Source organism: Corallococcus sp. CA053C (assembly GCF_003611675.1).
In the GTDB taxonomy this organism is placed as follows: domain Bacteria; phylum Myxococcota; class Myxococcia; order Myxococcales; family Myxococcaceae; genus Corallococcus.
Genome location: NZ_RAWA01000052.1, coordinates 11,092 through 34,756, shown reverse-complemented (window position 1 = coordinate 34,756; position 23,665 = coordinate 11,092). Strand labels below are relative to the sequence as shown.

1 protein-coding gene is annotated in these 23,665 nt (G+C 70.9%); it reads right to left on the bottom strand.

Annotation, left to right across the window (positions count from 1 at the left end):
• Positions 1-23,548, bottom strand: a 23,548-nt coding sequence (locus D7V97_RS09930) for a non-ribosomal peptide synthase/polyketide synthase (protein WP_120610373.1), incomplete at its 3' end; no start/stop codon positions are given.
• Between the last annotated feature and the right edge of the window lie 117 nt (positions 23,549-23,665).

The following is a 23,665-nucleotide window of genomic DNA, read 5'->3' as shown; positions in this document are numbered from 1 at the left end:
GCCAGACGGCGTAGTCGGCGTATTGCACGGGAAGCTGCGGCAGCGGTGAAGGCTGGCCCTGGAGGAAGGCGGCGTAGAGGGCGGCCACCTCCTGCACGAGGACACCGATGGACCAACCGTCGGAGACGATGTGGTGCATGCACACGAGCAGCAGGTGCTCCTGCACATCCAGCTTCAAGAGGCGGGTCCGCAGGAGCGGGCCCGTGCTCAGGACGAAGGGCGTCCGTGCCTCGCGCACGGCCAGTTCCATGGCCTGCGCTTCGCGCTGCTCGGTGGGCAGCGTGGACAGGTCCACGAGGGGCAGTGCCCAGGAAGCGGGCGGGTGGATGAGCTGCTGGGGCGCACCCTGGTGCGTGGGGAACGTGGTGCGCAGGGCCTCATGCCGGTACACCACTTCCTCGAAGGCGCGACGCAGGGCCTCGGTGTTCAGTGAGCCGGAGAGTCGGAGCGCGGCGGGGATGTTGTAGGAGAAATCACCGGGCTTGAGCTGATCCAAGAACCACAGGCGTTGCTGCGCGAAGGACAGCGGCAATGCGCCTTCACGGGGCTGACGGACCAGCTTCGGCGCGTGGGCACCCTGCTGCGCAGCGGGTGCGGACTCCAGGGCAGCAGCGAGCGCGGCGATGGAAGGAGCTTCGAAGAAGCGCTCCAGCGGGATGTCCGTGCCGAGTGCCTCCTGCACACGCGCGAGCATGAGGACGGAGGTGAGCGAGGCGCCTCCGAGCTGGAAGAAGTTGTCGTGGATGCCCGGCGCGGGCACGTCGAGCACTTCGGTCCAGATTGCGGCGAGCGTCTCTTCCATCGGCGTGCGGGGCGCGACGAACGCCGCCGGAGCCGAACCGGTGGTGGGGGCCTGTTGCTGGAGCAGCGGCAACTGCAGGGGCGCTTCCGGCGGCAGCTGGCTCAGGGGGCGATGCGGGTTGGCGGCGATGCCCTGGATCAGTGAGGCGAAGTGGCCCGCGAAGCGCTCCATGGAGCCGTGCTCGAAGAGGTCCACGCAGTATTCGAGTTGGCCGTGCAGCACGCCTGCGCTTTCGGTGACGAAGAGTGAGAGGTCGAACTTGGCGGTGCCCGTCTTGGCGGAGAGGCCTTCGACGTGAAGGCCCGGCAGCGAGGGCGGCTGGGTGGGAGCGCTTTGATAGGAGAAGGCCACCTGGAAGAGCGGTGAGCGGCTCAAGTCACGGGCGACGCCGAGGGCTTCGACCAGCTGCTCGAAAGGGACGTCCTGGTGGGCGTACGCGCTGAGAGCGGACTCCTTCACGCGGGCGAGGAGTTCGGTGAAGAGGGGGTCTGCGTCCAGCTTGGAGCGAAGGACGAGGGTGTTGACGAAGAAGCCGATGAGGGGCTCGGTCTCCTGTCGGGTGCGGTTGGCGATGGGAGAGCCGACGGAGATGTCGTCCTGGCCGGAGTAGCGAGCCAGGAGCGTCTGGAAGGCAGCCAGCAGCACCATGAAGAGGGTGGAGCCGGAGTCCTGGGCCAGGGCGTGCAGCGCGCCAGTGAGGTGCGAGGGGAGGGCGAAGGAGAGGGTGGCGCCGCGGTGGCTGCGCAGCGAGGGGCGAGGCTTGTCGGTGGGAAGCGCGAGGGTGGGCGCGCCTTGCAGCCGCTGGTGCCAGTAGTCGAGCTGGGCCTGGAGGGCATCACCCTGGAGCCACTGTCGCTGCCAGACGGCGAAGTCGGCGTACTGCACGGGCAGCTGGGGCAGCGGTGAAGGCTGGCCCTGGAGGAAGGCGGCGTAGAGGGCGGCCACCTCCTGCACGAGGACGCCGATGGACCAACCGTCGGAGACGATGTGGTGCATGCACACGAGCAGCAGGTGCTCGGAAGCGGAGAGCTTCAAGAGCTGCGTGCGAAGGAGTGGACCGGTGCTCAGTGCGAAGGGCGTCCGTGCCTCGCGCACGGCGAGTTCCATGGCCTGGGCTTCGCGGTGCTCGGCCGGAAGCGTGGACAGGTCCACGAGGGGCAGCGCCCAGGAGGCGGGCGGATGGACGAGTTGCTGGGGCGCGCCCTGGTGCGTGGCGAAGGTCGTGCGCAGCGACTCGTGGCGGTGCACCACTTCCTCGAAGGCGCGACGCAGGGCCTCGGTGTCCAGTGAACCGGAGAGCCGAAGGGCGGCGGGGATGTTGTAGGAGTAGTCGCCGGGCTTGAGCTGATCCAGGAACCACAGGCGCTGCTGCGCGAAGGACAGCGGCAGCGCGCCTTCACGGGGCTGACGGGTGAGGGGCGGCCCGTGGCGTGGGCTCTGTCCTTCCATCCCGGAGACAGCACGGACCTGCGCGATGCGGGCCGCGAGGGCTTCGAGCGTCGGGGCCTCGAAGAAGGCACGCAGCGGCAGTTCCACCTGGAAGGTGGAGCGAAGCTGCGAGAGGGCCTGGGTCGCCAGCAATGAATGGCCGCCGAGCCCGAAGAAGTTGTCGCGCGCGCCCACACGCTCGACTCGCAGCACGCGCGCCCAGATGGCGGCGAGTTGCGCTTCAACATCGGTCCTCGGGGCGATGAAGGAGGCTTCGTCACTGCCGAGGGCACTGGGCGCGGGCAGGGCTCGGCGGTTCACCTTGCCGTTGGAGGTGAGCGGCAGCCGCTCCAGCACCACGAAGGCGGAAGGCACCATGTGCTGGGGCAGGTGCTGGCGCATGAAGTCGCGCAGTGCCTCCAGGGACGGCGACTCGGCATTCGCGACGACATAGGCGACGAGGCGGGAGTCGCCGGGCACATCCTGGCGGGCGAGGACGACGGCCTCCTTCAGCGCGGGGTGCTGGAGGAGGACCGCTTCCACCTCGCCCAACTCGATGCGGAAGCCGCGCACCTTCACCTGCGAATCGATGCGGTGCAGGTAGTCGAGCTGGCCGTCTTCGCCCCAGCGGACGAGGTCGCCGGTGCGGTACATGCGAGCGCCCGGCGTGGTGCTGAAGGCGTCCGGGAGGAAGCGTTCAGCGGAGAGGTCGGGCCGGTGGAGGTAGCCACGCGCGACCTGGAGGCCACCGATGAAGAGCTCCCCCGGAATGCCAACGGGCACGGGCCGCAGGTGGGCATCGAGCACGTAGACGGGGACGCCAGGAAGCGGTCGGCCGATGCTGGGCGCGTCGGGAGAAGCGGCGGCGTCGCAGGTGGAGGCGTCGACGGTGCACTCAGTGGGGCCGTAGACGTTGAAGAAGCGGACGCGCGGGGACTGGGCTAGCTGCTTCCAGGTGGCAGCATCCACGGCCTCACCACCGACGAGGACGCGTTGCAGTCGCAGGCCGGGACGCTGGAGCAGCCCTTCGGAAAGCAGCAGGCGCAGGTGGGCCGGAGAGCAGTCGAGGACGTCCAGCCGCTCCTGCTCGATGCGGCGAAGCATGAGCGAAATGTCGCCACGCTCCTCTTCGAGCACGAAGCAGAGCGTGTGGCCGTCGAGCACCTGGAGGAGTTGTTTGACGGAGGCGTCGAAGGAGAGCGGCGCGTTGATGCTGACGCGCAGGGGACCGCTGGTGCCGGCATAGACGGTGGACGCGAGCGCCTGGCGCAGATGCAGCACGGAGCGGTGCTGAATCATCACGCCCTTAGGGCGGCCGGTGGAGCCAGAGGTGTAGATGACGTAGGCGAGGTTGTCGGGGCCCGCGAGCGGCACGGGCGCGTCGGTGCTTTCGCGCGCGAAGGAATCGCCGTCGGCGCCCAGGCAGAGGACGTGAGGGCCCTCGGGCAGCGCGCCGAGCAGGTGCCGCTGGGTGAGGAGGACGCGGGCCTGCGTGTCGCGAAGGACGAACTCCTTCCACTCACGTGGGTAGGACGGGTCCACGGGCACGTAGGCGCCGCCCGCCTTGAGCGTGCCGAGGATGGCGACGAGGGCTTCGACGGAGCGCTCCAGGCAGAGGACGACGGGCGCGTCGGGCCCGATGCCCAGGGAGCGCAGGCGGTGGGCGAGCTGGTTGGCGCGCGCGTCCAGCTCGCGGAAGGAGAGGTGGGCCTCGCCGCAGGTGACGGCCTGGGCGTCGGGGGTGCGCCGGGCCTGCGCTTCGAAGAGCTGAGACAGCGTCGCATCGGGCAGGGCTTCGCGCCGGGGCGTGTTCCACTCCACCAGCAGTCGGTGGCGCTCGGCGTCGGTGAGCAGCGTGAGCTGGGAGAGGGGAACATCGGGCTGGCTGGCGGCGGCAACGAGGAGCGTCTTCAGGTGCTTCAGCATCCGCGTCAGGGTGCCCGCGTCGAAGAGCTCGGCGTTGTAGCTCACGGTGGCCGCGAGCCCGGTGTCGTCTTCACCCAGTTGCAGGGTGAGGTCGAACTTGGTGGCACGGCTGTCCAGCCCCTGGACGTGGAAGTCGAGCCCGGGCAGCTCCAGCGTGCCGCGCGGCTGATTCTGCAGCACCAGCATCACCTGGAAGAGCGGCGTATGCGCGAGGCTGCGCTGAGGGTTGAGCTCCTCCACGAGTCGTTCGAACGGCAGCTCCTGGTGGGAGTAGGCACCCAGCGCGGTGTCGCTCGTCTGGCGCAACCACTGGCGGAAGGTGGTGTCCGGATCGATGCGCCCGCGCAGGACGAGCGTGTTGACGAAGAAGCCGATGAGCGGCTCCATCTCCTGCCGGGTGCGGCCGGAGATGGGCGAGCCGACGGACACGTCGTCCTGGCCGCTATAGCGGGACAGCAGCAGCTGGAAGACGGCCAGCAGCGCCATGAAGGGCGTGGCCTGCTCCTGGAGGGCCAGCGCGAAGAGCGGAGCCGTGACCTCTCGCGGGAAGTGGTCGTGGACGGTGGCGCCGCGGAAGTCGAGCACCGCCGGACGAGGTCTGTCCGTCGGCAGCTCCAGCAAGGCCGGGATCCCATCGAGCTGCTGGCGCCAGTAGTCGAGCTGCGCATCCAGCACTTCGCCTTGCAGCCACTGCCGCTGCCAGAGGGCGTAGTCGGCGTATTGCACCGGAAGCTCCGGCAGTGAGGGGGGCCGGTGGGCCGCGACGTCCTGGTAGAGCGCCACCAACTCGCGGACCATGATTCCGGCGGACCAGCCGTCGGAGATGATGTGGTGCAGGGTGGCGAGCAGCACGTGCTCCCGGTCTCCCAGCACCATCAGCGTCATGCGAAGCAGAGGGCCCTTCGCCAGATCGAAGGGCCGCTGCGCTTCCTCGGCGGCGATGCGCTGGACCTCGGCGGCGCGGGCGCTCTCGGGCAGTGCTCGAAGGTCGATGCGCGCAAGCGGCGGGACAAGCTCGGAGATGATCTGGACCGGCCCCGCGTCGGTCGACACGAAGCGGGTGCGGAGCGATTCATGCCGCAGGCACAGGTGTGCGAGCGCCTTCTCGAAGGCCGCCGTGTCCAGGGCCCCTTCAATGCGGATGAGCGCGGGGATGTTGTAGGACGCATCCCCCGGCTTGAGCTGATCCAGGAACCACAGGCGCTGCTGCGCGAAGGACAGCGGCAGCGCGCCTTCACGGGGCTGACGCGTGAGAGGCGGCCCGTGGCGTGGGCTCTGTCCTTCGTGCCCGGAGACAGCACGGACCTGTGCGATGCGGGCCGCGAGGGCTTCGAGCGTGGGGGCTTCGAAGAAGGCACGCAATGGCAGCTCCACCTGGAAGGTGGAACGGAGCTGCGAGAGGGCCTGGGTCGCCAGCAATGAATGGCCACCGAGCCCGAAGAAGTTGTCGCGCGCCCCCACACGCTCGACGCGCAGCACGCGAGCCCAGATGGCGGCGAGTTGCGCTTCAACATCGGTCCTCGGGGCGATGAAGGTGGCTTCATCGCTGCCGAGGGCGCTGGGCGCGGGCAGGGCGCGGCGGTTCACCTTGCCGTTGGAGGTGAGCGGCAGCCGCTCCAGCACCACGAAGGCGGACGGCACCATGTGCTGGGGCAGGTGCTCGCGCACGAAGTCGCGCAGTGCCTCCAGGGACGGTGACTCGGCATTCGCGACGACATAGGCGACGAGGCGGGAGTCGCCGGGCACGTCCTGGCGAGCAAGGACGACGGCCTCCTTCAGCGCGGGGTGCTGGAGGAGGACGGCTTCCACCTCGCCCAACTCGATGCGGAAACCACGCACCTTCACCTGCGAATCAATGCGGTGCAGGTAGTCGAGCTGGCCGTCTTCGCCCCAGCGGACGAGGTCGCCGGTGCGGTACATGCGAGCGCCCGGCGTGGTGCTGAAGGCGTCCGGGAGGAAGCGCTCAGCGGAGAGGTCGGGACGGTGGAGGTAGCCACGCGCGACCTGGAGGCCGCCGATGAAAAGCTCCCCCGGAATGCCGACGGGCACGGGCCGCAGGTGCGCATCGAGCACGTAGACGGGGACGCCAGGAAGCGGCCGGCCAATGCTGGGCGCGTCGGGAGAAGAGGAGGCATCGCAGGTGGAAGCGTCGACGGTGCACTCGGTGGGGCCGTAGACGTTGAAGAAGCGGACGCGCGGCGACTGAGCCAGCTGCTTCCAGGTGGCGGCATCCACGGCCTCACCGCCGACAAGGACGCGTTGCAGGTGCAGGCCAGGACGCTGGAGCAAGCCTTCGGCGAGCAGCAGACGCAGGTGGGCCGGAGAGCAGTCGAGGACGTCCAGCCGCTCCTGCTCGATGCGGCGAAGCATGAGCGAAATGTCGCCACGCTCCTCTTCGAGCACGAAGCAGAGCGTGTGGCCGTCGAGCACCTGAAGGAGTTGCTTGACGGAAGCATCGAAGGAGAGCGGCGCGTTGACGCTGACGCGCAGGGGACCCGTGGTGCCGGCGTAGACGGTGGATGCGAGCGCCTGGCGCAGATGCAGCACGGAGCGGTGCTGGATCATCACGCCCTTGGGGCGGCCGGTGGAGCCGGAGGTGTAGATGACGTAGGCGAGGTTGTCGGGGCCCGCGAGCGGCACGGGCGCGTCGGTGCTTTCGCTCGCCAAGGAATCACCGTCGGCGCCCAGGCAGAGGACGTGAGGGCCCTCAAACAGCGCGCCGAGCAGGTGCCGCTGGGTGAGGAGGACGCGGGCCTGCGTGTCGCGAAGGACGAACTCCTTCCATTCACGCGGGTAGGACGGATCCACGGGCACATAGGCGCCGCCCGCCTTGAGGGTGCCGAGGATGGCGACGAGGGCTTCGACGGAGCGCTCCAGGCAGAGGACGACGGGCGCATCGGGCCCGATGCCGAGAGAGCGCAAGCGGTGGGCAAGCTGGTTGGCGCGCACGTCCAGTTCGCGGAAGGAGAGGTGGGCCTCGCCGCAGGTGACGGCCTGGGCATCGGGGGTGCGCCGGGCCTGCACTTCAAAGAGCTGCGACAGCGTCGCGTCGGGCAGGGCTTCGCGCCGGGGCGTGTTCCACTCCACCAGCAGCCGGTGGCGCTCAGCGTCGGTGAGCAGCGTGAGCTGGGACAGCGGGGCGTCCGGCATCGCTCCGACCGCCAGGAGCATTCCGCGCAGATGCCCTAGCAGCCGGTGCGCGAAGGGCGCTTCAAACAGTTCGGCGTTGTAGTCCGCCGCGGCGCTCAGGCCCGCGGGATCCTCGTGGAGCGCCAGGGTGAGGTCGAACTTGGTGAGCGCGTTGTCGACCTCCATTGCCTGGATCTTCAGGCCCTGTGCCTCCAGCCGGGCCTGGGGCTGGTTCTGCATGACCAGCATCACCTGGAACAACGGCGTGTGGCCCAGGCTGCGCTCGGGGTTGAGCTCCTCCACGAGGCGCTCGAAGGGGACCTCCTGGTGCGAGTAGGCCTTGAGCGCGGAGTCGCGGGTCCGCCGCAGGTGCTCGCGGAAGCTGGCCCGCGCGTCCACGTGTCCCCGCATCACGAGCGTGTTGACGAAGAGGCCGACGAGCGGCTCCATCTCGGGGCGGGTGCGGCCCGAAATGGGAGAGCCCACGCTGATGTCGTCCTGGCCGCTGTAGCGCGACAACAGCACCTGGAACGCCGCCAGCAGCACCATGTAGGGCGTGGCCTTCTCCTGCTCGGCGAGGGCGTGCAGGGGCTTCATCACCTCCGGGGGAAGGTGATCCTGGTGCCGTGCGCCCCGGAACGTGAGCACCGCCGGGCGAGGCCTGTCCGTTGGCAGCTCCAGCAGGGCCGGTGCCCCGTCCAGCTCCGTGCGCCAGTAGGCGAGCTGGGTGTCCAGCAGGTCTCCCTGCATCCGCTGGCGCTGCCAGACGGCGTAGTCGGCGTACTGCACGGCCAGCTCCGGCAGGGGCGACGGTCGCCCCTGCAGGAAGGCCGAGTAGAGCGCGGCGATCTCGCGCACCAGCACGCCCATGGACCAGCCGTCGGAGACGATGTGGTGCATCGTCACCAGCAGCACGTGTTCGCGCTCCTCCAGCTTCAGCAGCACGGTGCGCAACAGCGGGCCGCTGGCCAGGTGGAAGGGCCGCCGTGCTTCCTGCTCGGCGCGTTCGCGTGCCTCGGCCTCGCGGGCCTCCGCGGGCATGGCCGTCAGGTCCACCTGCGACAGGTCCCACTCCGACGCGGGCTGGATGCGTTGGTGGGGTTCGCCATGCAGGGAGGGGAAGACGGTGCGCAGCGACTCGTGACGGCGCAGCACTTCCTCGAAGGCGCGGCGCAGGGCTTCGACGTCCAGGGCCCCGGACAGGCGCAACGGAACGGGGATGTTGTAGGAGGCGTCGTCCGGCTTGAGCTGATCCAGGAACCACAGGCGCTGCTGCGCGAAGGACAGCGGCAGCGCGCCTTCACGGGGCTGGCGGATCAGTGGCGGCGTCCGGACCTGCGACGCCTGCTCCGGGACGGACTCGAGGACGGCGGCGAGGGCGGCGATGGAGGGGGCTTCGAAGAAGCGCTCCAGCGGGATGTCCGTGCCCAGCGCCTCCTGCACGCGCGCGAGCATGAGGACGGAGGAGAGGGAGGTGCCTCCGAGCTGGAAGAAGTTGTCGTGGACGCCCGGCGCGGGCACGTCGAGCACTTCGGTCCAGAGCGCGGCGAGCGTCTCCTCCATCGGCGTGCGGGGCGCGACGAAGGCCGTGGGAGCGGGAGCCTCGGTGGGGGCTTCCTGCCGGAGCGCTGGTAGCTGCAAGGGCACTTCGGGCGGCAGCTGGCTCAGGGGCCGGTGCGGGTTGGCGGCGATGCCCTGGAGCAGCGAGACGAAGTGGCCCGCGAAGCGCTCCATGGAGGCGTGCTCGAAGAGGTCCACACAATATTCGAGCTGGGCGCTCAACACGCCCGCGTCCTCCGCGAGGAACAGGGACAGGTCGAACTTGGCCGTGCCCGTCTGGGTGTCGAGGGTCTCTACCCGCAGGCCCGGCAACATGGGCGGCTGGGTGGAGGTGCTCTGAAGGGAGAAGGCCACCTGGAAGAGCGGTGAGCGGCTCAGGTCACGAGCGACGCCGAGGGCTTCAACCAGTTGCTCGAACGGGACATCCTGGTGGGCGTAGGCGCTGAGCGCGGACTCCTTCACGCGGGCCAGGAGCTGCGAGAAGAGAGGATCACCGTCCAGCCTGGAGCGGAGGACGAGGGTGTTGACGAAGAAGCCGATGAGCGGCTCGGTCTCCTGTCGGGTGCGGTTGGCGATGGGAGAGCCGACGGAGATGTCGTCCTGGCCGGAGTAGCGGGCCAGGAGCGTCTGGAAGGCGGCCAGCAGCACCATGAAGAGGGTGGCGCCGGAGTCCTGGGCCAGGGTGTGCAGCACGCCGGTGAGGTGCGAAGGGAGCGCGAAGGAGAGGGTGGCACCGCGATGGCTGCGCAGCGAGGGACGGGGCTTGTCGGTGGGAAGCGCGAGGGTGGGCGCGCCCTGCAGACGCTGGTGCCAGTAGTCGAGCTGGGCCTGGAGGGCATCACCCTGGAGCCACTGCCGCTGCCAGACGGCGTAGTCCGCGTACTGCACGGGCAATTCGGTCAGCGGTGAAGGCTGGCCCTGGAGGAAGGCGGCGTAGAGGGCGGCCACCTCCTGCACGAGGACGCCGATGGACCAACCGTCGGAGACGATGTGGTGCATGCACACGAGCAGCAGGTGCTCGGAAGCGGAGAGCTTCAGGAGCTGCGTGCGCAGCAGCGGGCCCGTGCTCAGGACGAAGGGCGTCCGTGCTTCGCGCACGGCGAGTTCCATGGCCTGGGCTTCGCGGTGCTCGGCGGGAAGCGTGGACAGATCCACGAGGGGCAGCGCCCAGGAAGCGGGTGGGTGGATGAGCTGCTGGGGCGCGCCCTGGTGCGTGGTGAAGGTCGTGCGCAGCGACTCGTGGCGGTGCACCACCCCCTCGAAGGCGCGACGCAGGGCCTCGGTGTCCAGTGAGCCGGAGAGTCGGAGCGCGGCGGGGATGTTGTAGGAGAAGTCGCCGGGCTTGAGCTGATCCAGGAACCACAGGCGCTGCTGCGCGAAGGACAGCGGCAGCACGCCTTCACGCGGCTGACGGATCAGCTTCGGCGCGTGCGAGCCCTGCTGCGCAGCAGGTGCGGACTCAAGGGCAGCAGCGAGCGCGGCGATGGAGGGAGCTTCGAAGAAGCGCTCCAGCGGGATGTCCGTGCCCAGCGCCTCCTGCACACGCGCGAGCATGAGGACGGAGGTGAGCGAAGCGCCCCCAAGCTGGAAGAAGTTGTCGTGGATGCCCGGGGCCGGCACGTCGAGGACTTCAGCCCAGAGCGCGGCGAGCGTCTCTTCCATCGGCGTGCGAGGCGCGACGAACGCCGCCGGAGCGGGAGCGGCGGAAGGGGCCTGTTGCCGGAGCGCCGGCAACTGCAAGGGCGCTTCAGGCGGCAGCTGACTCAGCGGCCGGTATGGGTTGGCGGCAATCCCCTGGAGCAGCGAAGCGAAGTGGCCCGCGAGCAGCTCCATGGAGGCGCGCTCGAAGAGGTCCACGCTGTACTCGAGCACGCCCTCCAGACCCTCCGCCGTTTCCTTGAGGGCCAGCGTCAGGTCGAACTTCGCCGTGCGCCCCTGATCCTCCCGCGGCGTCAATTGCAGCTCGGGCAGCCGGAGGTCGGGCAGCACGTCCTCCTGCATCGCGAACACCACCTGGAACAGCGGCGCGTGGCTCAGGCTCCGTTCCGGCTGGAGCGCTTCCACCAGCTTCTCGAACGGCACCTCCTGGTGCGCGTACGCGCCCAGCGTCGTCTCACGCACCTGCCGGAGCACCTGAGCGAACGCGGGGTCGCCTTCCAGCCTCACGCGCAGCACCAGCGTGTTGACGAAGAAGCCGATCAGGCCTTCCGTCTCCGCCCGCGTGCGGCCCGCGATGGGTGAACCCACGCTCACGTCGTCCTGGCCCGCATAGCGCGCCAGCAACACCTGCCACGCCGCCAGCAGCAGCATGAAGGGCGTCACGCCCTCTTGTCGGGCCAGCGCTCCCAGGGACTGGCTCAGCTCACGCCCCAGCTTCAACGGGATGCTGGCGCCACGGTTCGAACCCACCGCCGGACGCACGAAGTCCGTGGGCAACGTCAGCAGGGCGGGCGCGCCCGCGAGCTGCTGCTTCCAGTACGACACCTGCTGCTCCAGCACCTCCCCGTGCAGCACCTGCTGCTGCCACCCCGCGTAGTCGACGTACTGCACGGGCAACTCGGGCAGCGGAGACGGCTGCCCCCGCAGGAAGGCCGGGTAGAGCGCGGCGATCTCACGCACCAGCACGCCCATGGACCAGCCGTCGGAGACGATGTGGTGCATGCACACGAGCAGCACGTGCTCCTGCGCGTCCAGCTTCAGGAGCTGCGTGCGCAGCAGCGGGCCCCCGGCCAGGGCGAAGGGCTGCTCCGCATCCTGCAAGGCCCGCTGGCGCGCCTCGGTTTCGCGGGCGTCCTCGGGCAGGTGCGTCAGGTCCACGCGCGGCAGGCTCCAGGTCGGAGGCGGGTGGATGCGCTGGTGCGGCGTGCCGTGGAGGGTGGGGAACGTCGTGCGCAGGGGCTCGTGGCGGCGCACCAGCTCCTCGAAGGCGCGGCGCAGGGCTTCGACGTCCAGGGCTCCGGACAGGCGCAGGGCGGCCGGGAGGTTGTAGGAGGCGTCCCCGGGCTTGAGCTGATCCAGGAACCACAGGCGCTGCTGCGCGAAGGACAGCGGCAGCGGCCCCGTGCGGGCCAGGGGTTGGATCGCGGCAGGCCGCACCATCCTGCGGCCAGCGCCCCGGAGGGCGTCGATGCGCCCGGCCAACTGCTCCAGGAGGGGCGCCTCGAAGACGTCGCGCACGGACAGCTCCACCTGGAAGGTGGCGCGGATGCGCGAGGCGAGCCGCGTGGCCAGCAGGGAGTGTCCTCCCAGCTCGAAGAAGTGGCCGTCCCGGCCCACCCGCTCCACGCGCAGCAGCTCCGCCTGGAGCCCCGCCAGCACCTGCTCGGTGGGCGTGCGCGGGGCGACGTAGGGCCGCTCCAGCTCCCGTGCCGCATCGTCCGGCGGAGGCAGGGCGCGACGATCCAGCTTCCCGCTGGGGGTCAGCGGGAGCGCCGGCAGCCGGACGAGGACCGACGGCACCAGGTGCTCCGGCAGCCTCTTCGCGAGGAAGGCCCGCAGGTCGCCCGCCTTCGGCGCGGGATCCGCGACGAAGTAGCCGACGAGCCGGGGACCGGTGCCGTCGTCGCGCACCACCACCGCCGTGTCCTTCACGCCCGGGTGGGCACGCAGCGCTGCTTCCACCTCACCGGGTTCGATGCGGAAGCCACGCACCTTCACCTGGAGGTCGACGCGGCCCAGGTACTCCAGCGAGCCGTCCGGAAGGTGCCGGGCCCGGTCTCCCGTGCGGTACATCCGGCTGCCGGGCTCGTCCGTGAAGGGGTCGGGCAGGAAGCGCTCCGCGCTCAGCGCGGGCCGCCCCAGGTAGCCGCGCGCCACGCTCTTCCCCGCGAGGTAGAGCTCTCCCGGCGTGCCCGCGGGCACGGGCTCCCGCCAGCCGTCCAGGACGTAGGCCCGCATGTTGTCGATGGGTCGGCCCACCGGGACCGTCGCCCCCGAGTCCTCGTCGCGGAACCGCGCGGAGGTCGCGTCGATGGTGACCTCCGTGGGGCCGTACAGGTTGATCAGCACCACCGTCGGCAGCAGCGCACGCAGGCGCCTGCCCAGCTCAGGCTCCAGCGCCTCGCCTCCGCAGAACAGCCAGCGAAGGCTCGTCGCGCGGGCCAGCGCGTCGCCGTCCAGCATCACCCGCAGCTGCGACGGGACGAGTTGGAGCGCCGTCACCTGGTGCCGCACCACCGCGTCCACCAGCACCGCCACGTCCCGGTGCGCCTGGGGCTCGGCGACCACCAGCCGTCCGCCCGACATCAGCGAGGCCCAGCACTCCCAGACCGCGGCGTCGAAGCTGAGCGGCGTCTTCTGCAGGACGCGATCCTCCGCGCCCAGGCCGAAGGCGTCGAGGAACCACGTCATGTGGTTCATGAGCGCGCCGTGGGAGACCTGCACGCCCTTGGGCTGTCCCGTGGAGCCAGAGGTGTAGATGACGTAGGCGAGCGAGTCCGCCGACACGCTGGCGCCGGAGGTGTGCTCCGCCGCCTCGTGGGAGTCGCGCGCCGAATCCAGGCACAGCGTCCGGACACCGTGCGCGGGCAGCAGCGGCACCAGCCGATCCCATGTGAGGAGCACCGCGGGCGCGGCGTCCTCGATCATGAACGCCAGGCGCTCCGGGGGATAGCCAGGGTCGAGCGGCAGGTACGCGCCGCCCGCTTCGAGGATGGCGAGCAGCGCCACCACCATGTCCACCGAGCGCTCCAGGCACACCGCGACCAACACCTCCGTGCCCACGCCCAACGCCCGCAGGTGATGCGCGAGCGAACGGGCACGGCGCTCTAGCTCGCCGTACGTCAGCCGCGCATCCCCGAACTCCACCGCGATGGCATCCGGGGTGCGCGTCGCCCATGCGAGCACGGCCTCGTGGACCCCGGCGTCACGAGGCAGCTCCCGGTGCCGGCCGTTCCAATCGACGAGCAACCGCTGGCGCTCGGGCCCGCTCAGCAGCGGGTGCCGCTCGTAGCGCTGCGTGGGGTTCAACGCCAGGGACTCCAGCGCGCGCGAGTAGAAGCGGCCCAGTTCCTCCACGCGCGCCGCAGCCATCCCCGAGGCGCGCAACACCAACTGCAGCTCCGAGGTCAGCGGGTGGGCGCTGAAGGTCGCGGAGAGCGGCAGCTCCAGCCGCTCCACCACCTGCGGCGGCTCCAGCAGCTCCAGCCCCTCCAGTCCGGACAGGCCGCCGTAGACGTGGAAGTGGACGTAGTTGAAGAGCGTCGTGAACAGCGGCGTGCCGCCCCGCTGCTGCTGCAACAGCGCCATGGGGTAGCGCCGGTGGGGCGACAGCTCCTGCTCCCGCTGGAAGGCGGCCTGGACCAGCTCGCTCCAGGTGCCACCCGGCAGGGGAAGCCGCAGCGGCAGCGTGTTGAGGAACAGGCCGAGGACCCGCTCTCCATCGTGGACCTCGGGACGCCCGTTCGACACCAGGCCGGTGAGCACGTCCGCCGTGCCCTCGATCCATCCCACCACCCGCAGATGCGCGGCCAACAGCACGCTCTTGAACGGGACCGCCAGCGTGCGCGCAAGCTGCGTCAGCCCCTGCCGGATCGGCGCGGGGACGTCGATCCACAGCTCGTGGAAGGCGGGCACGTCCGCGCTCGCGGAGCGACCGGCCTCCAACCAGTAGGGCCGCGTGCGGGGTAGGTCCTCCAGCAACCGCTCGAAGTAGAGCCCCGTCTCCTTCGAACGCACGGCCTCGCGCTCCAGCGCGATGAAGGCCTGGAACGACGTGGCGAACGCGGGCGCTTCCTCCGCCGCGTCCGGGGCCATGACGTACCGGCCGAACAGCTCGGTGAACATCGACGCCACGCTCCACCCGTCCAGGATGGCGTGGTGGAAGACCACCGAGAACTGCACCGTCTCCCCAGTCCGCTGGTGCACCGTGCAGCGCATCAGCGGCGCCCGGTCCCACGCGAAGGGCCGGCAGCGCTCCTCCTCCAACCAGCGCGCCAGGAACGCCGCCTGCGCGGGGGCCTCCAGGTGCCGCAGGTCCTCGAACCGCAGCGGGACGTCCGCCGTCCGGTGCACCCGCTGGAGGGGCTCGTCGAAGTCCGTCAGCGTGAAGGACGTGCGCAACACGGGATGGCGCGCGACGAGCCAGCGCAGCGCCTCGCGGAAGGCGCCTTCGTCCAGCGCGAGCTTGAGGTGGAAGCTGAACGCGTCGTGGTACAGCGCGCGCTCCAGGCTGTACTCGCTGGAGAAGAGCATCCCCGCCTGGAGCATCGACAGCGGGTAGGCGTTCTCGAACGCGTCGGACAGCCGCTCCCGTTCCTGCGGAGAGACGAGCGCGAAGGGCTGCGTGCTGCCCGGCTCCGGCCGCTCGGTGTCACCGGGCACCAACCGCTCCGCCAGCTCGCGCACCGTCGGGTGTTCGAGTAGCTCCCCGATGGAGAGCGGGAGCCCGCGCGCCCGGCACTTCGCGACGATCTGGATGCTGCGGAGGGAATCGCCTCCCAGCGCGAAGAAGTTGTCATCGCTGCCGACGGACTCCAGGCCCAGGACGTCCGCCCACACCGCCGCCAGGATCTCCTCGCGCGGTGTGCGGGGCGCCGCGAAGGCGACCGCGAGCCGGGGCCGCTCCCCACCCGGTTCGGGCAGGGCACGTCGGTCCACCTTGCCGTTGGGGGTGAGCGGCAGGGCGTCCAGGACGACCAGCGCCGCCGGCATCATGAACGCGGGCAGCACCCCCGTGAGGAACAGGCGCAGCGCATCGAGCGTCAACACCTCGCCCGCGACGGGGACCGCGTAGGCCACCAGCGCCTTCTCTCCGGCCAGCTCCCGCACGACAACCACGGCCTTCTCGACCGAGGGGTGCCGTCCCAGCGCGGCCTCCACCTCACCGGGCTCGATGCGGAAGCCGCGGATCTTCACCTGCTGATCCCTGCGCCCGATGAACTCGAGCGCCCCGTCCTTCCGGTACCGGCACTGATCGCCCGTGCGATACATGCGCGCGCCGGGCTGCGCACTGAACGGATCCGGCAGGAACCGCTCCGCCGTGAGGTCCGGCTGGTTCAGGTAGCCGAGCGCCACGCCCGCCCCGGCGGCGAACAACTCTCCCGGTGCCCCGAGCGGGACCTGCTCCAGGGCCTCGTCCAGCAGGTACACCCGCGTCTCGGAGATGGGGTGCCCGATGGGCACGGACGTGCGGAGCGCCTCCCGCGCCTCCACCCGGTAGCAGCAGGTGAAGGTCGTGTTCTCCGTCGGGCCATAGCCGTTGATGATCTGGCACCCGGGGTAGCGGTCCATCAGCTTGAGCACGTGCTGAGGCGACAGCACGTCTCCGCCCGCCAGCAGTTGTCGTACGGAGTCCAGCCCGTCGAGGTGTCCGTCGATGAGCTGATGGAACAACCCCGCCGTGAGCCACAGCGTGGTGACGCGCTCCTGCTCCACCACGCGGGCGATGTCCTCCAACGCGGGATGCTCCGCCGGGAAGATGATCAGCCGGCCGCCGTTGAGGAGGGCACCCCAGATTTCGAAGGTGGAGGCGTCGAAGGCCAGGGGCGCCAGGTGCAGGACGCGGTCGTCCGTGCCCAGGCGGACGTAGCCGGCCTCGCGCACGAGTCGCACCACGCCCCGGTGGGGGACCACGACGCCCTTGGGCATGCCCGTGGAGCCGGAGGTGTAGAGGACGTAGATCTCCGCGTCACCGCCCGCGCGGGCCGGTGGGTTGTCCGTGGGCCGGCGCGCAAGCTCGCGCTCGGCCAGGTCCAGGCACAGCACCTGCGCCCAATGCGACGGCAGGCGGTCCGCGAGCTCCGACTGGCTCACGATCAATCCCAGTCGCGCGTCCTCCATCACGAAGGTCAGGCGCTCCTGCGGGTAGGCCGGATCCAACGGGACGTAGGAGGCCCCCGCCTTGAGGATGCCCAGCAGGCCCACCACCCGCTCCACCGAGCGCTCCAGGCAGATGCCGATCCGCCCTCCGGCGGTAGCCCCCATCGCCTTGAGCTGATGCGCGACCTGGTTGGCGCGGCGGTTCAGCTCCGCGTACGTCACGTGCTGGCCGTCGAACGTCACCGCCACCGCGTCCGGGGTCTGCTCCGCCCAGGCCTCGAAGAGCGCCGGGACGCTGGCGTCGGGCGGGTGCGCGGCTTGCGTCGCGTTCCACTCGGCGAAGCGCCGCCGTTCCTCATCGGTGAGGAGCGGCAGCGCGGACACCTTCCGCCCGGGCTCCCGCACCACGGCCCTGGCCAGGTTCAGGTATCCCGCCCACAGCCGCGCGGCGTCGTCCGAGTCGAAGAGGTCGGTGCGGTACTCGAGCGTGGCGGACAGCCCCTCCTGCTCGGGGACGAGCATCAGCAGGAAGTCCCACTTGGCGGTGCCGTTCCCCTCGTAGTCGAGCGGCGTCAGCTGGAGCCCCGCCATCCGTGGCGCGGGCAGCGGCGCGTTCTCCAGCACGAACTTCACCTGGAACAGCGGCTGGCCCACGGCGTCGTCCCGGTCAGTCTTGAGCGCGCGCACGACCTTCTCGAAGGGCAGGTCCTGGTGCTCGTACGCCTCCAGTGCCCGCTGCCGCACCTGTCCGAGAAGCTCCCGGAAGGTGGGGGCGCCCGAGACGTCGGTGCGCAGCACGAGCTGGTTGGTGACGAGGCCGATGAGGGCCTCCACCTCCAGCCGGTTGCGGTTCGCGATGTCCGTGCCGACGGCCAGGTCCTCCTGGCCGGTGTGGCGATGCAGGAGGACGTTGAAGAGCGAGAACAGCACCATGAACAGCGAAGCGCCTTCACGACGGCCGAGCGCTTCGAGCTCGCCCACCAGGTCCGCGGGGAGGAGGAATCGCCGTGCCTCTCCTGTCCGCGTGCCGTGGCCGGAGCGCGCGAGCGGGGTGCGCAGCTGGAGCCGAGGGAGTCCGTCCAGCCGCTGCTTCCAGTACCCGAGCTGCTGCTCGAGCACCTCGCCCTCCAGCCAACGCTGCTGCCACAGGCCATAGTCGGCGTACTGGAGCGGCAGCTCGCGCAGCGGCGAGGGCGCTCCGCGCGAGAAGGCCTCGTGGATCGCCGCCAGCTCGCGCACGAACACGCCCACGGACCAGCCGTCCGCGACGATGTGGTGCAGCGTGAGGCAGAGGATGTGCTCGTCCTCCGCGAGCCGCAGTACGACCGCGCGGAGCAGCGGCCCCCGCGCCAGGTCGAACGGACCCGCCGCCTCCTCGTGCATCAGGACCCGGGCCCGCGCCTCGCGCTCCGGCTGCGGCAGCGCGCGGAGGTCCACGACCGGAACCGTGTGGGGCCGGGGCGGGAGGATCGCCTGCACCGGCTCAGCGTCCACCAGGGGGAACACCGTCCGCAGGGCCTCGTGCCGGCGCTCGATCTCCTCCAGGCTGCGCTCGAGCGCGCCCACGTCGAGCCGCCCGCTCATGCGGACCGCGCAGGGCATGTTGTACGTCGCGGTGCCCGGGTGGAGCTGCTCGAAGAGCCAGAGTCGCTCCTGCGCGAAGGACAGCGGGAGCTTCTCGGGACGGGGGCCGGCGCGAAGCGCGGGGGCGCCGGGGCTTCGCTGCTGGAGGAGCAGCGCGTCGACGTGCTCCGCGAGCCCCGCCACGGTGGGTTGCTCGAAGAGGACGCGCAGCGGCAGCTCCACCCCGAAGCCGTGGCGGATGCGGGAGAGGACCTGGGTGGCGAGCAGCGAGTGCCCTCCCAGCTCGAAGAAGCTCGCGTGCAGGCCCACGCGCTCCACGCCGAGGATCTCACTCCAGGCGGCGGCGATCCGCTGCTCGGTGGAGGTCCGGGGCGCGACGAAGGCCGCCGCCGGTTCCATGCGGCCGCTGTCCGGCGCGGGCAGTGCCTTGCGGTCGACCTTTCCGTTCGGCGTCAGCGGGAACGCGTCCAACCGGACGAAGACACCGGGGACCATGTAGCCCGGCAGCGACTGCTGCGCGAAGGCGCGCAGCGTGCTCACGTCGAGCGCCTCTCCCCGCGCGGGGACGACGTACGCCACCAACTGCTTGTCACCGCCAGCGTCCGCCCGCGCGGAGACCACCGCCTGTGACACGGACGGGTGCCTGCCCAGCACGGCTTCAATCTCCCCCAGCTCGATGCGGAAGCCGCGCACCTTCACCTGGTGGTCGCCGCGGCCCAGGTACTCCACGGTTCCATCCGCGCGCCAGCTCGTCAGGTCGCCGGTGCGGTACAGCCGCGCGCCCGCGCTCCCGCCGAACGGATCCGGGATGAACCGCTCCGCGGTCAGCTCCGGTCGGTGGAGATAGCCGCGCACCACGCCCGCGCCGCCGATGTACAGCTCGCCCGCGACCCCCACGGGGCAGGGTTCCAGCGACGCGTTCAGGATGTAGAGCGCGGTGTTCGCGAGCGGGGTCCCGATGGGGACCGAGCCGTCGGCGGTGACCAGCCGGTGCGCCGAGGACCACACCGTGGTCTCGGTGGGCCCGTACATATTCAGGGCCGACGGCACGGTCCGCGCCAGCTCCACCGCCAGCGACGGATCCAGGGCCTCGCCTCCCACCAACCACTGCCGCAGGGTGGAGAGCGCCGGTCGCGCGGAGGGTTCCTGGAGCAGCGCCCGCGCCAGCGACGGGGTGCACTGCAGGTGGGTCACGCCGTGTCGGCGGATCTCCCCGGCCAGTGCTTCCGCGACCACCTCCCGGGCCACCACCACCGTGAAGCCCCGGGCCAGCGTCCAGAGCAGCTCCAGCACGGAGATGTCGAAGGAGATGCTCGTCACCGCGAGCCAGGTGCCCGGGGCCGGGACCTCCAGCCGGGCGTCCATCGCCGCGAAGAAGTTGAGGACGTTGCGGTGGTTCACCGCCACGCCCTTGGGGCGTCCGGTGGAGCCCGACGTGTAGATGACGTAGGCGGTGGACTCCGGCGTCGGTGCCTGCCGGGACACCTCCCGCGCCGAAGGGGCCTCCGGCTCGTCCAGCAGCAGCACCGCGCCCGGGTGGGGCAGCGCCTCCAGCAGGTGCTGCTGGGTCACCAGCACCGGCGCGCCCGTGTCCTCGAGCACGAGCGCCAGCCGCTCCCGGGGATACGACGGATCCAGCGGCACGTAGGCCGCGCCCGCCTTCAGCACCCCGAGCAGGCCCACCATCAGGTCCAGGGAGCGCTCCACGCACAGCCCCACCCGGGCCTCGCGTCCCACGCCCAGCGCCTGGAGCCGCGCCGCCACCCGCGAGGCCCGCGCGTCGAGCTCGCGGTAGGTGAGCGACGCGTCCTGGAAGCACACCGCCACCGCGTCGGGCGTGCGGCGCGCCTGCTCCTCGAAGAGCGTCGGGACGTCGACGTCGTCGCGGTGGGGGAGCCCGGTCTGATTCCAATCGCGCAGCACCCGTTGCCGCTCCGCCGCGGCCAGCAGCGGCAGCTCCGACAGGCGCCGGTCCGGCGCGGCGACGAGCCCCTCCAGCAGCGTGTGCAGGTGGCCCACCATCCGCTCCGCGGTCGCGGCGTCGAAGAGGTCGGTGTTGTATTCGAGCGCGCCGGTGAACCCCTCCGCGGTGTCGTTGAGGAGCAGGCTCAGCTCATACGCCGAGGTCCCGGTGTGCACGTCCACCAGGCTCGACTTCAGCCCGGGCAGCCGCGGGGTGCCGGGCTCTCCCTGGAGGACGAACAGCACCTGGAACAGCGGGGAGTGGCGCTGGCTGCGCTCGGGCCGCAGCAGCTCCACCACCTGATCGAAGGGCGCCTCCTGGTGGGCATAGGCCCCCAGCGCCGTCTCCCGCGCACGACCCAGCAGCACCCGGAAGGAGGGGTCGCCGGACAGGTCCGTCCGCATCACCACGAGGTTGAAGAACAGGCCGATGAGGTCGCGCAGCTCGGCGCGGTTGCGACCGGCGATGGCCGTCCCCATGCACAGGTCGGTCTGCCCCGTGTAGCGGTGCAGCTGCGTCTGGAAGGCCGCCAGCAGCAGCATGAAGGGCGTGACGCCCTCGCGATGGCAGAGGGCCCGGATGGCGCCGGACAGCTCCCGGGGCAGTCGCACCGGCCAGGTGGCGCCGTGATGCGTCTGCACCGGCGGCCGAGGCCGGTCGGTGGGCAGCTCCAGCGCGAGCGGAGCCCCCGCGAGCCGCTCGTGCCACCACGCGAGCCGCGGATCCGTCAGCCCTGCCCGGAGCTCCTCACGCGGGGGGAGGGTGTCCCCGAACTGGAGGGACGGCTCGGGCAGCGCCTGGCCGGATCCGTCAGCCGCGTAGAGCGCGGACAGCTCGCGGAGGAGCACGCCCATGGACCAGCCATCGGAGACCAGGTGGTGCAGCGTCACCACCAGCAGGTGCTCCTGCCGCTCCAGCCGGATCAGCGTGACGCGCAACAGCGGTCCCTGCTCCAGCGCGAAGGGCCGGCGCGCGTCCTCCACCGCCAGCCGTCGGGCCGTCTCCCACCGCTCCAGGGCGGGCACCGGCTCCAGGTCCACCACCGCGAACGGCGCCCGCGCGGTGGCCGCCACCCGCTGCACCGGCTGCCCGTCCCGCGCCTCGAACGTGGTGCGCAGCGCTTCGTGCCGCTGGATGAGCTGCTCGAAGCTCCGCTCCAACGCCGCGACGTCCAGGGGGCCTTCCAGCCGCAGCGCGCCGGGGATGTTGTAGCGGGCGGCGCCGGGCTCCAGCTGTTCGAGGAACCACAGCCGCTGCTGCGCGGAGCTCAACGGCAGCTCCCGTCCCACCGGCACGGCGCGAGGTGGCGGCGTGCGTTCCACCCGCGGCGCGGGCGGCTTCGTCATCGCGCGCAGGGTGAACAACTGCCACGCGAGCTGGGAGAGGGTGGGCCCCTGGAGCAGCAGCTCCATCGGGAGCGGCACGCCCAGGGTCTGCTCGATGACGTGCGACAGCTCCATCGCCGCCAGCGAGTCGAGCCCGTGGCGGGTGATGGGGACGTTCGGGTCCACGTGCTCACGGCCCAACTGGAGCCGCTCGGCGAGCCGGTCCACCAGCCACGCTTCGAGCGCCGCCGCCGTGGCGTTCGCCGGGAGGGACGCGGGTGCGGGGGCTGGTGCCGGCTTCGGGGGCGCGCGCCGGGCCGCGGCCGGTGCTGGATCCGAGTGCCTCCACGTGTGCAGGGCCCGCAGCTCGTGGGCGAGGAATGCCTCCTTGCAGGCATGCCGTTGGATCTTGCCGCTGGAGGTCTTGGCGATGCTCCCGGGCTCGATGAGCACCAGCGTGTCGAGCCGGACCTGATGCTCCTCGGACAGGCGCTGTCGCAGCGCGTCCGCGACCTCCGCCGGATCCGCCTGCTGGCGCGAATCCAGCTCCTGCACAAGCACCAGCCGCTCCTCGCCGTCCACCTCCACGCTGAAGGCCGCGCCACACCCCGGCCGCAGCGCGGGGTGGCTCTGCTCCGCGGTCAGCTCCAGGTCCTGCGGGTAGAGGTTGCGGCCCCGCAGGATGATGAGGTCCTTGCGTCGGCCGGTGACGAACAGCTCCCCGTCCATGAGGAAGCCCAGGTCCCCGGTGCGCAGGAACGGCCCGTGCCCGTCCGCCTGACGGGCCTGGAAGGTCTGCTCGCTCAGCTCCGGCCGTCCCCAGTAGCCGCGGGCGATGCTGGGGCCGGAGACCCAGATCTCACCCACCGCTCCAGGGGGACAGGGCCTGCGCGACTCGGGGTCGACGACGAACACCTGCTGATCCGTCAGCGTCTGGCCGCAGCCCACCAGCGTGCGCGAACCCGGTAGTCCAGCCGCGGTCTCCACGACCTCGTTGCGTTCGAGCCGCGGCGCCTCCACGGTGCGCAACAGCGGCGCCACCGCCTTGTCGCCTCCGGAGACGATGAGCGTCGCCTCGGCGAGCCCGTAGCAGGGATAGAAGGCCTCGCGGCGGAAGCCCTGCGGGCCGAACGCCTCGACGAAGCGGTCCAGGGTTTCGGGGCGGATGGGCTCGGCCCCGGAGAACGCCAGGTTCCAGTGGCTCAGGTCCAGGCGCTGTCGCGCTTCCGGAGAGATCCTCTTCACGCAGAGGTCGTAGGCGAAGTTGGGCCCCCCGCTGATGGTCCCCCGGAAACGGGACACCGCCTCCAGCCAGCGCAGGGGCTCCTTGAGGAAGGACAGCGGTGACATCAACGCCGCATGGAACCCCTGGGCCAGCGGCACCAGGATGCCGCCGATGAGCCCCATGTCGTGGTACGGCGGCAGCCAGATGACCCCGGAGCTGTCGCCGTGCGCCTGGAAGGCTTGACTGATCAGCCGCAGGTTGTGGAGCAGGTTGCCGTGGCTCAGCATCACCCCCTTGGGGGCGCTGGTGGAGCCTGACGTGTATTGCAGGAACGCGACGGTCTCCGGCCCCGCCTCGGGCCTGCGCCAGGACGTCCGTGCGCCGGCCGGGAGCTCGTCGGTGGCCACCCAGCGCAGGTCCTTGAGCGCCGGTGCGGCCTCGAAGAGGAACTCGCTCATCGCGAGGATGCCGGACGTGGTGAGCACGACGGTCGCCTGCGCGTCCTGGATGATGGCCCGCAGCCGGGGCAGCGTCCGCTCCAGCCGGCGGGGATCCGGCGGATAGGCCGGGACGGGGATGAGCCCCGCGAAGAGCGAGCCGAAGAAGCCGACGATGTACTCCAGGCCCGGCGGATACAGCAGCACCGCGCGCTCGCCCGGCGCCACCGCGTCCTGGAGCACCGCGGCCACGTCCTGCGCGCGCTGGCAGAGCGCCTCGTAGCTCATCCCCCCGTCCGACTCCCCCGACTCGTCGAGGAAGGTGTAGAGGCGCTGGTCGCCCTTCCTCGCCGCCTGTTCTTCGAGCAGGGCGATCAGCGAGGACGAAGCGGTCGGACTGGACGCGGTCATGTGAGCTTTTTCCCTGAGAGGGGAAGGCGTATCCCGGGGCCCGGGAGGATAGTCGTCCCCGGGCCGGGCTGTCCCTCAAAAGCGGTTTGCTCACATGATGCTTGGATTGCCTTTGTT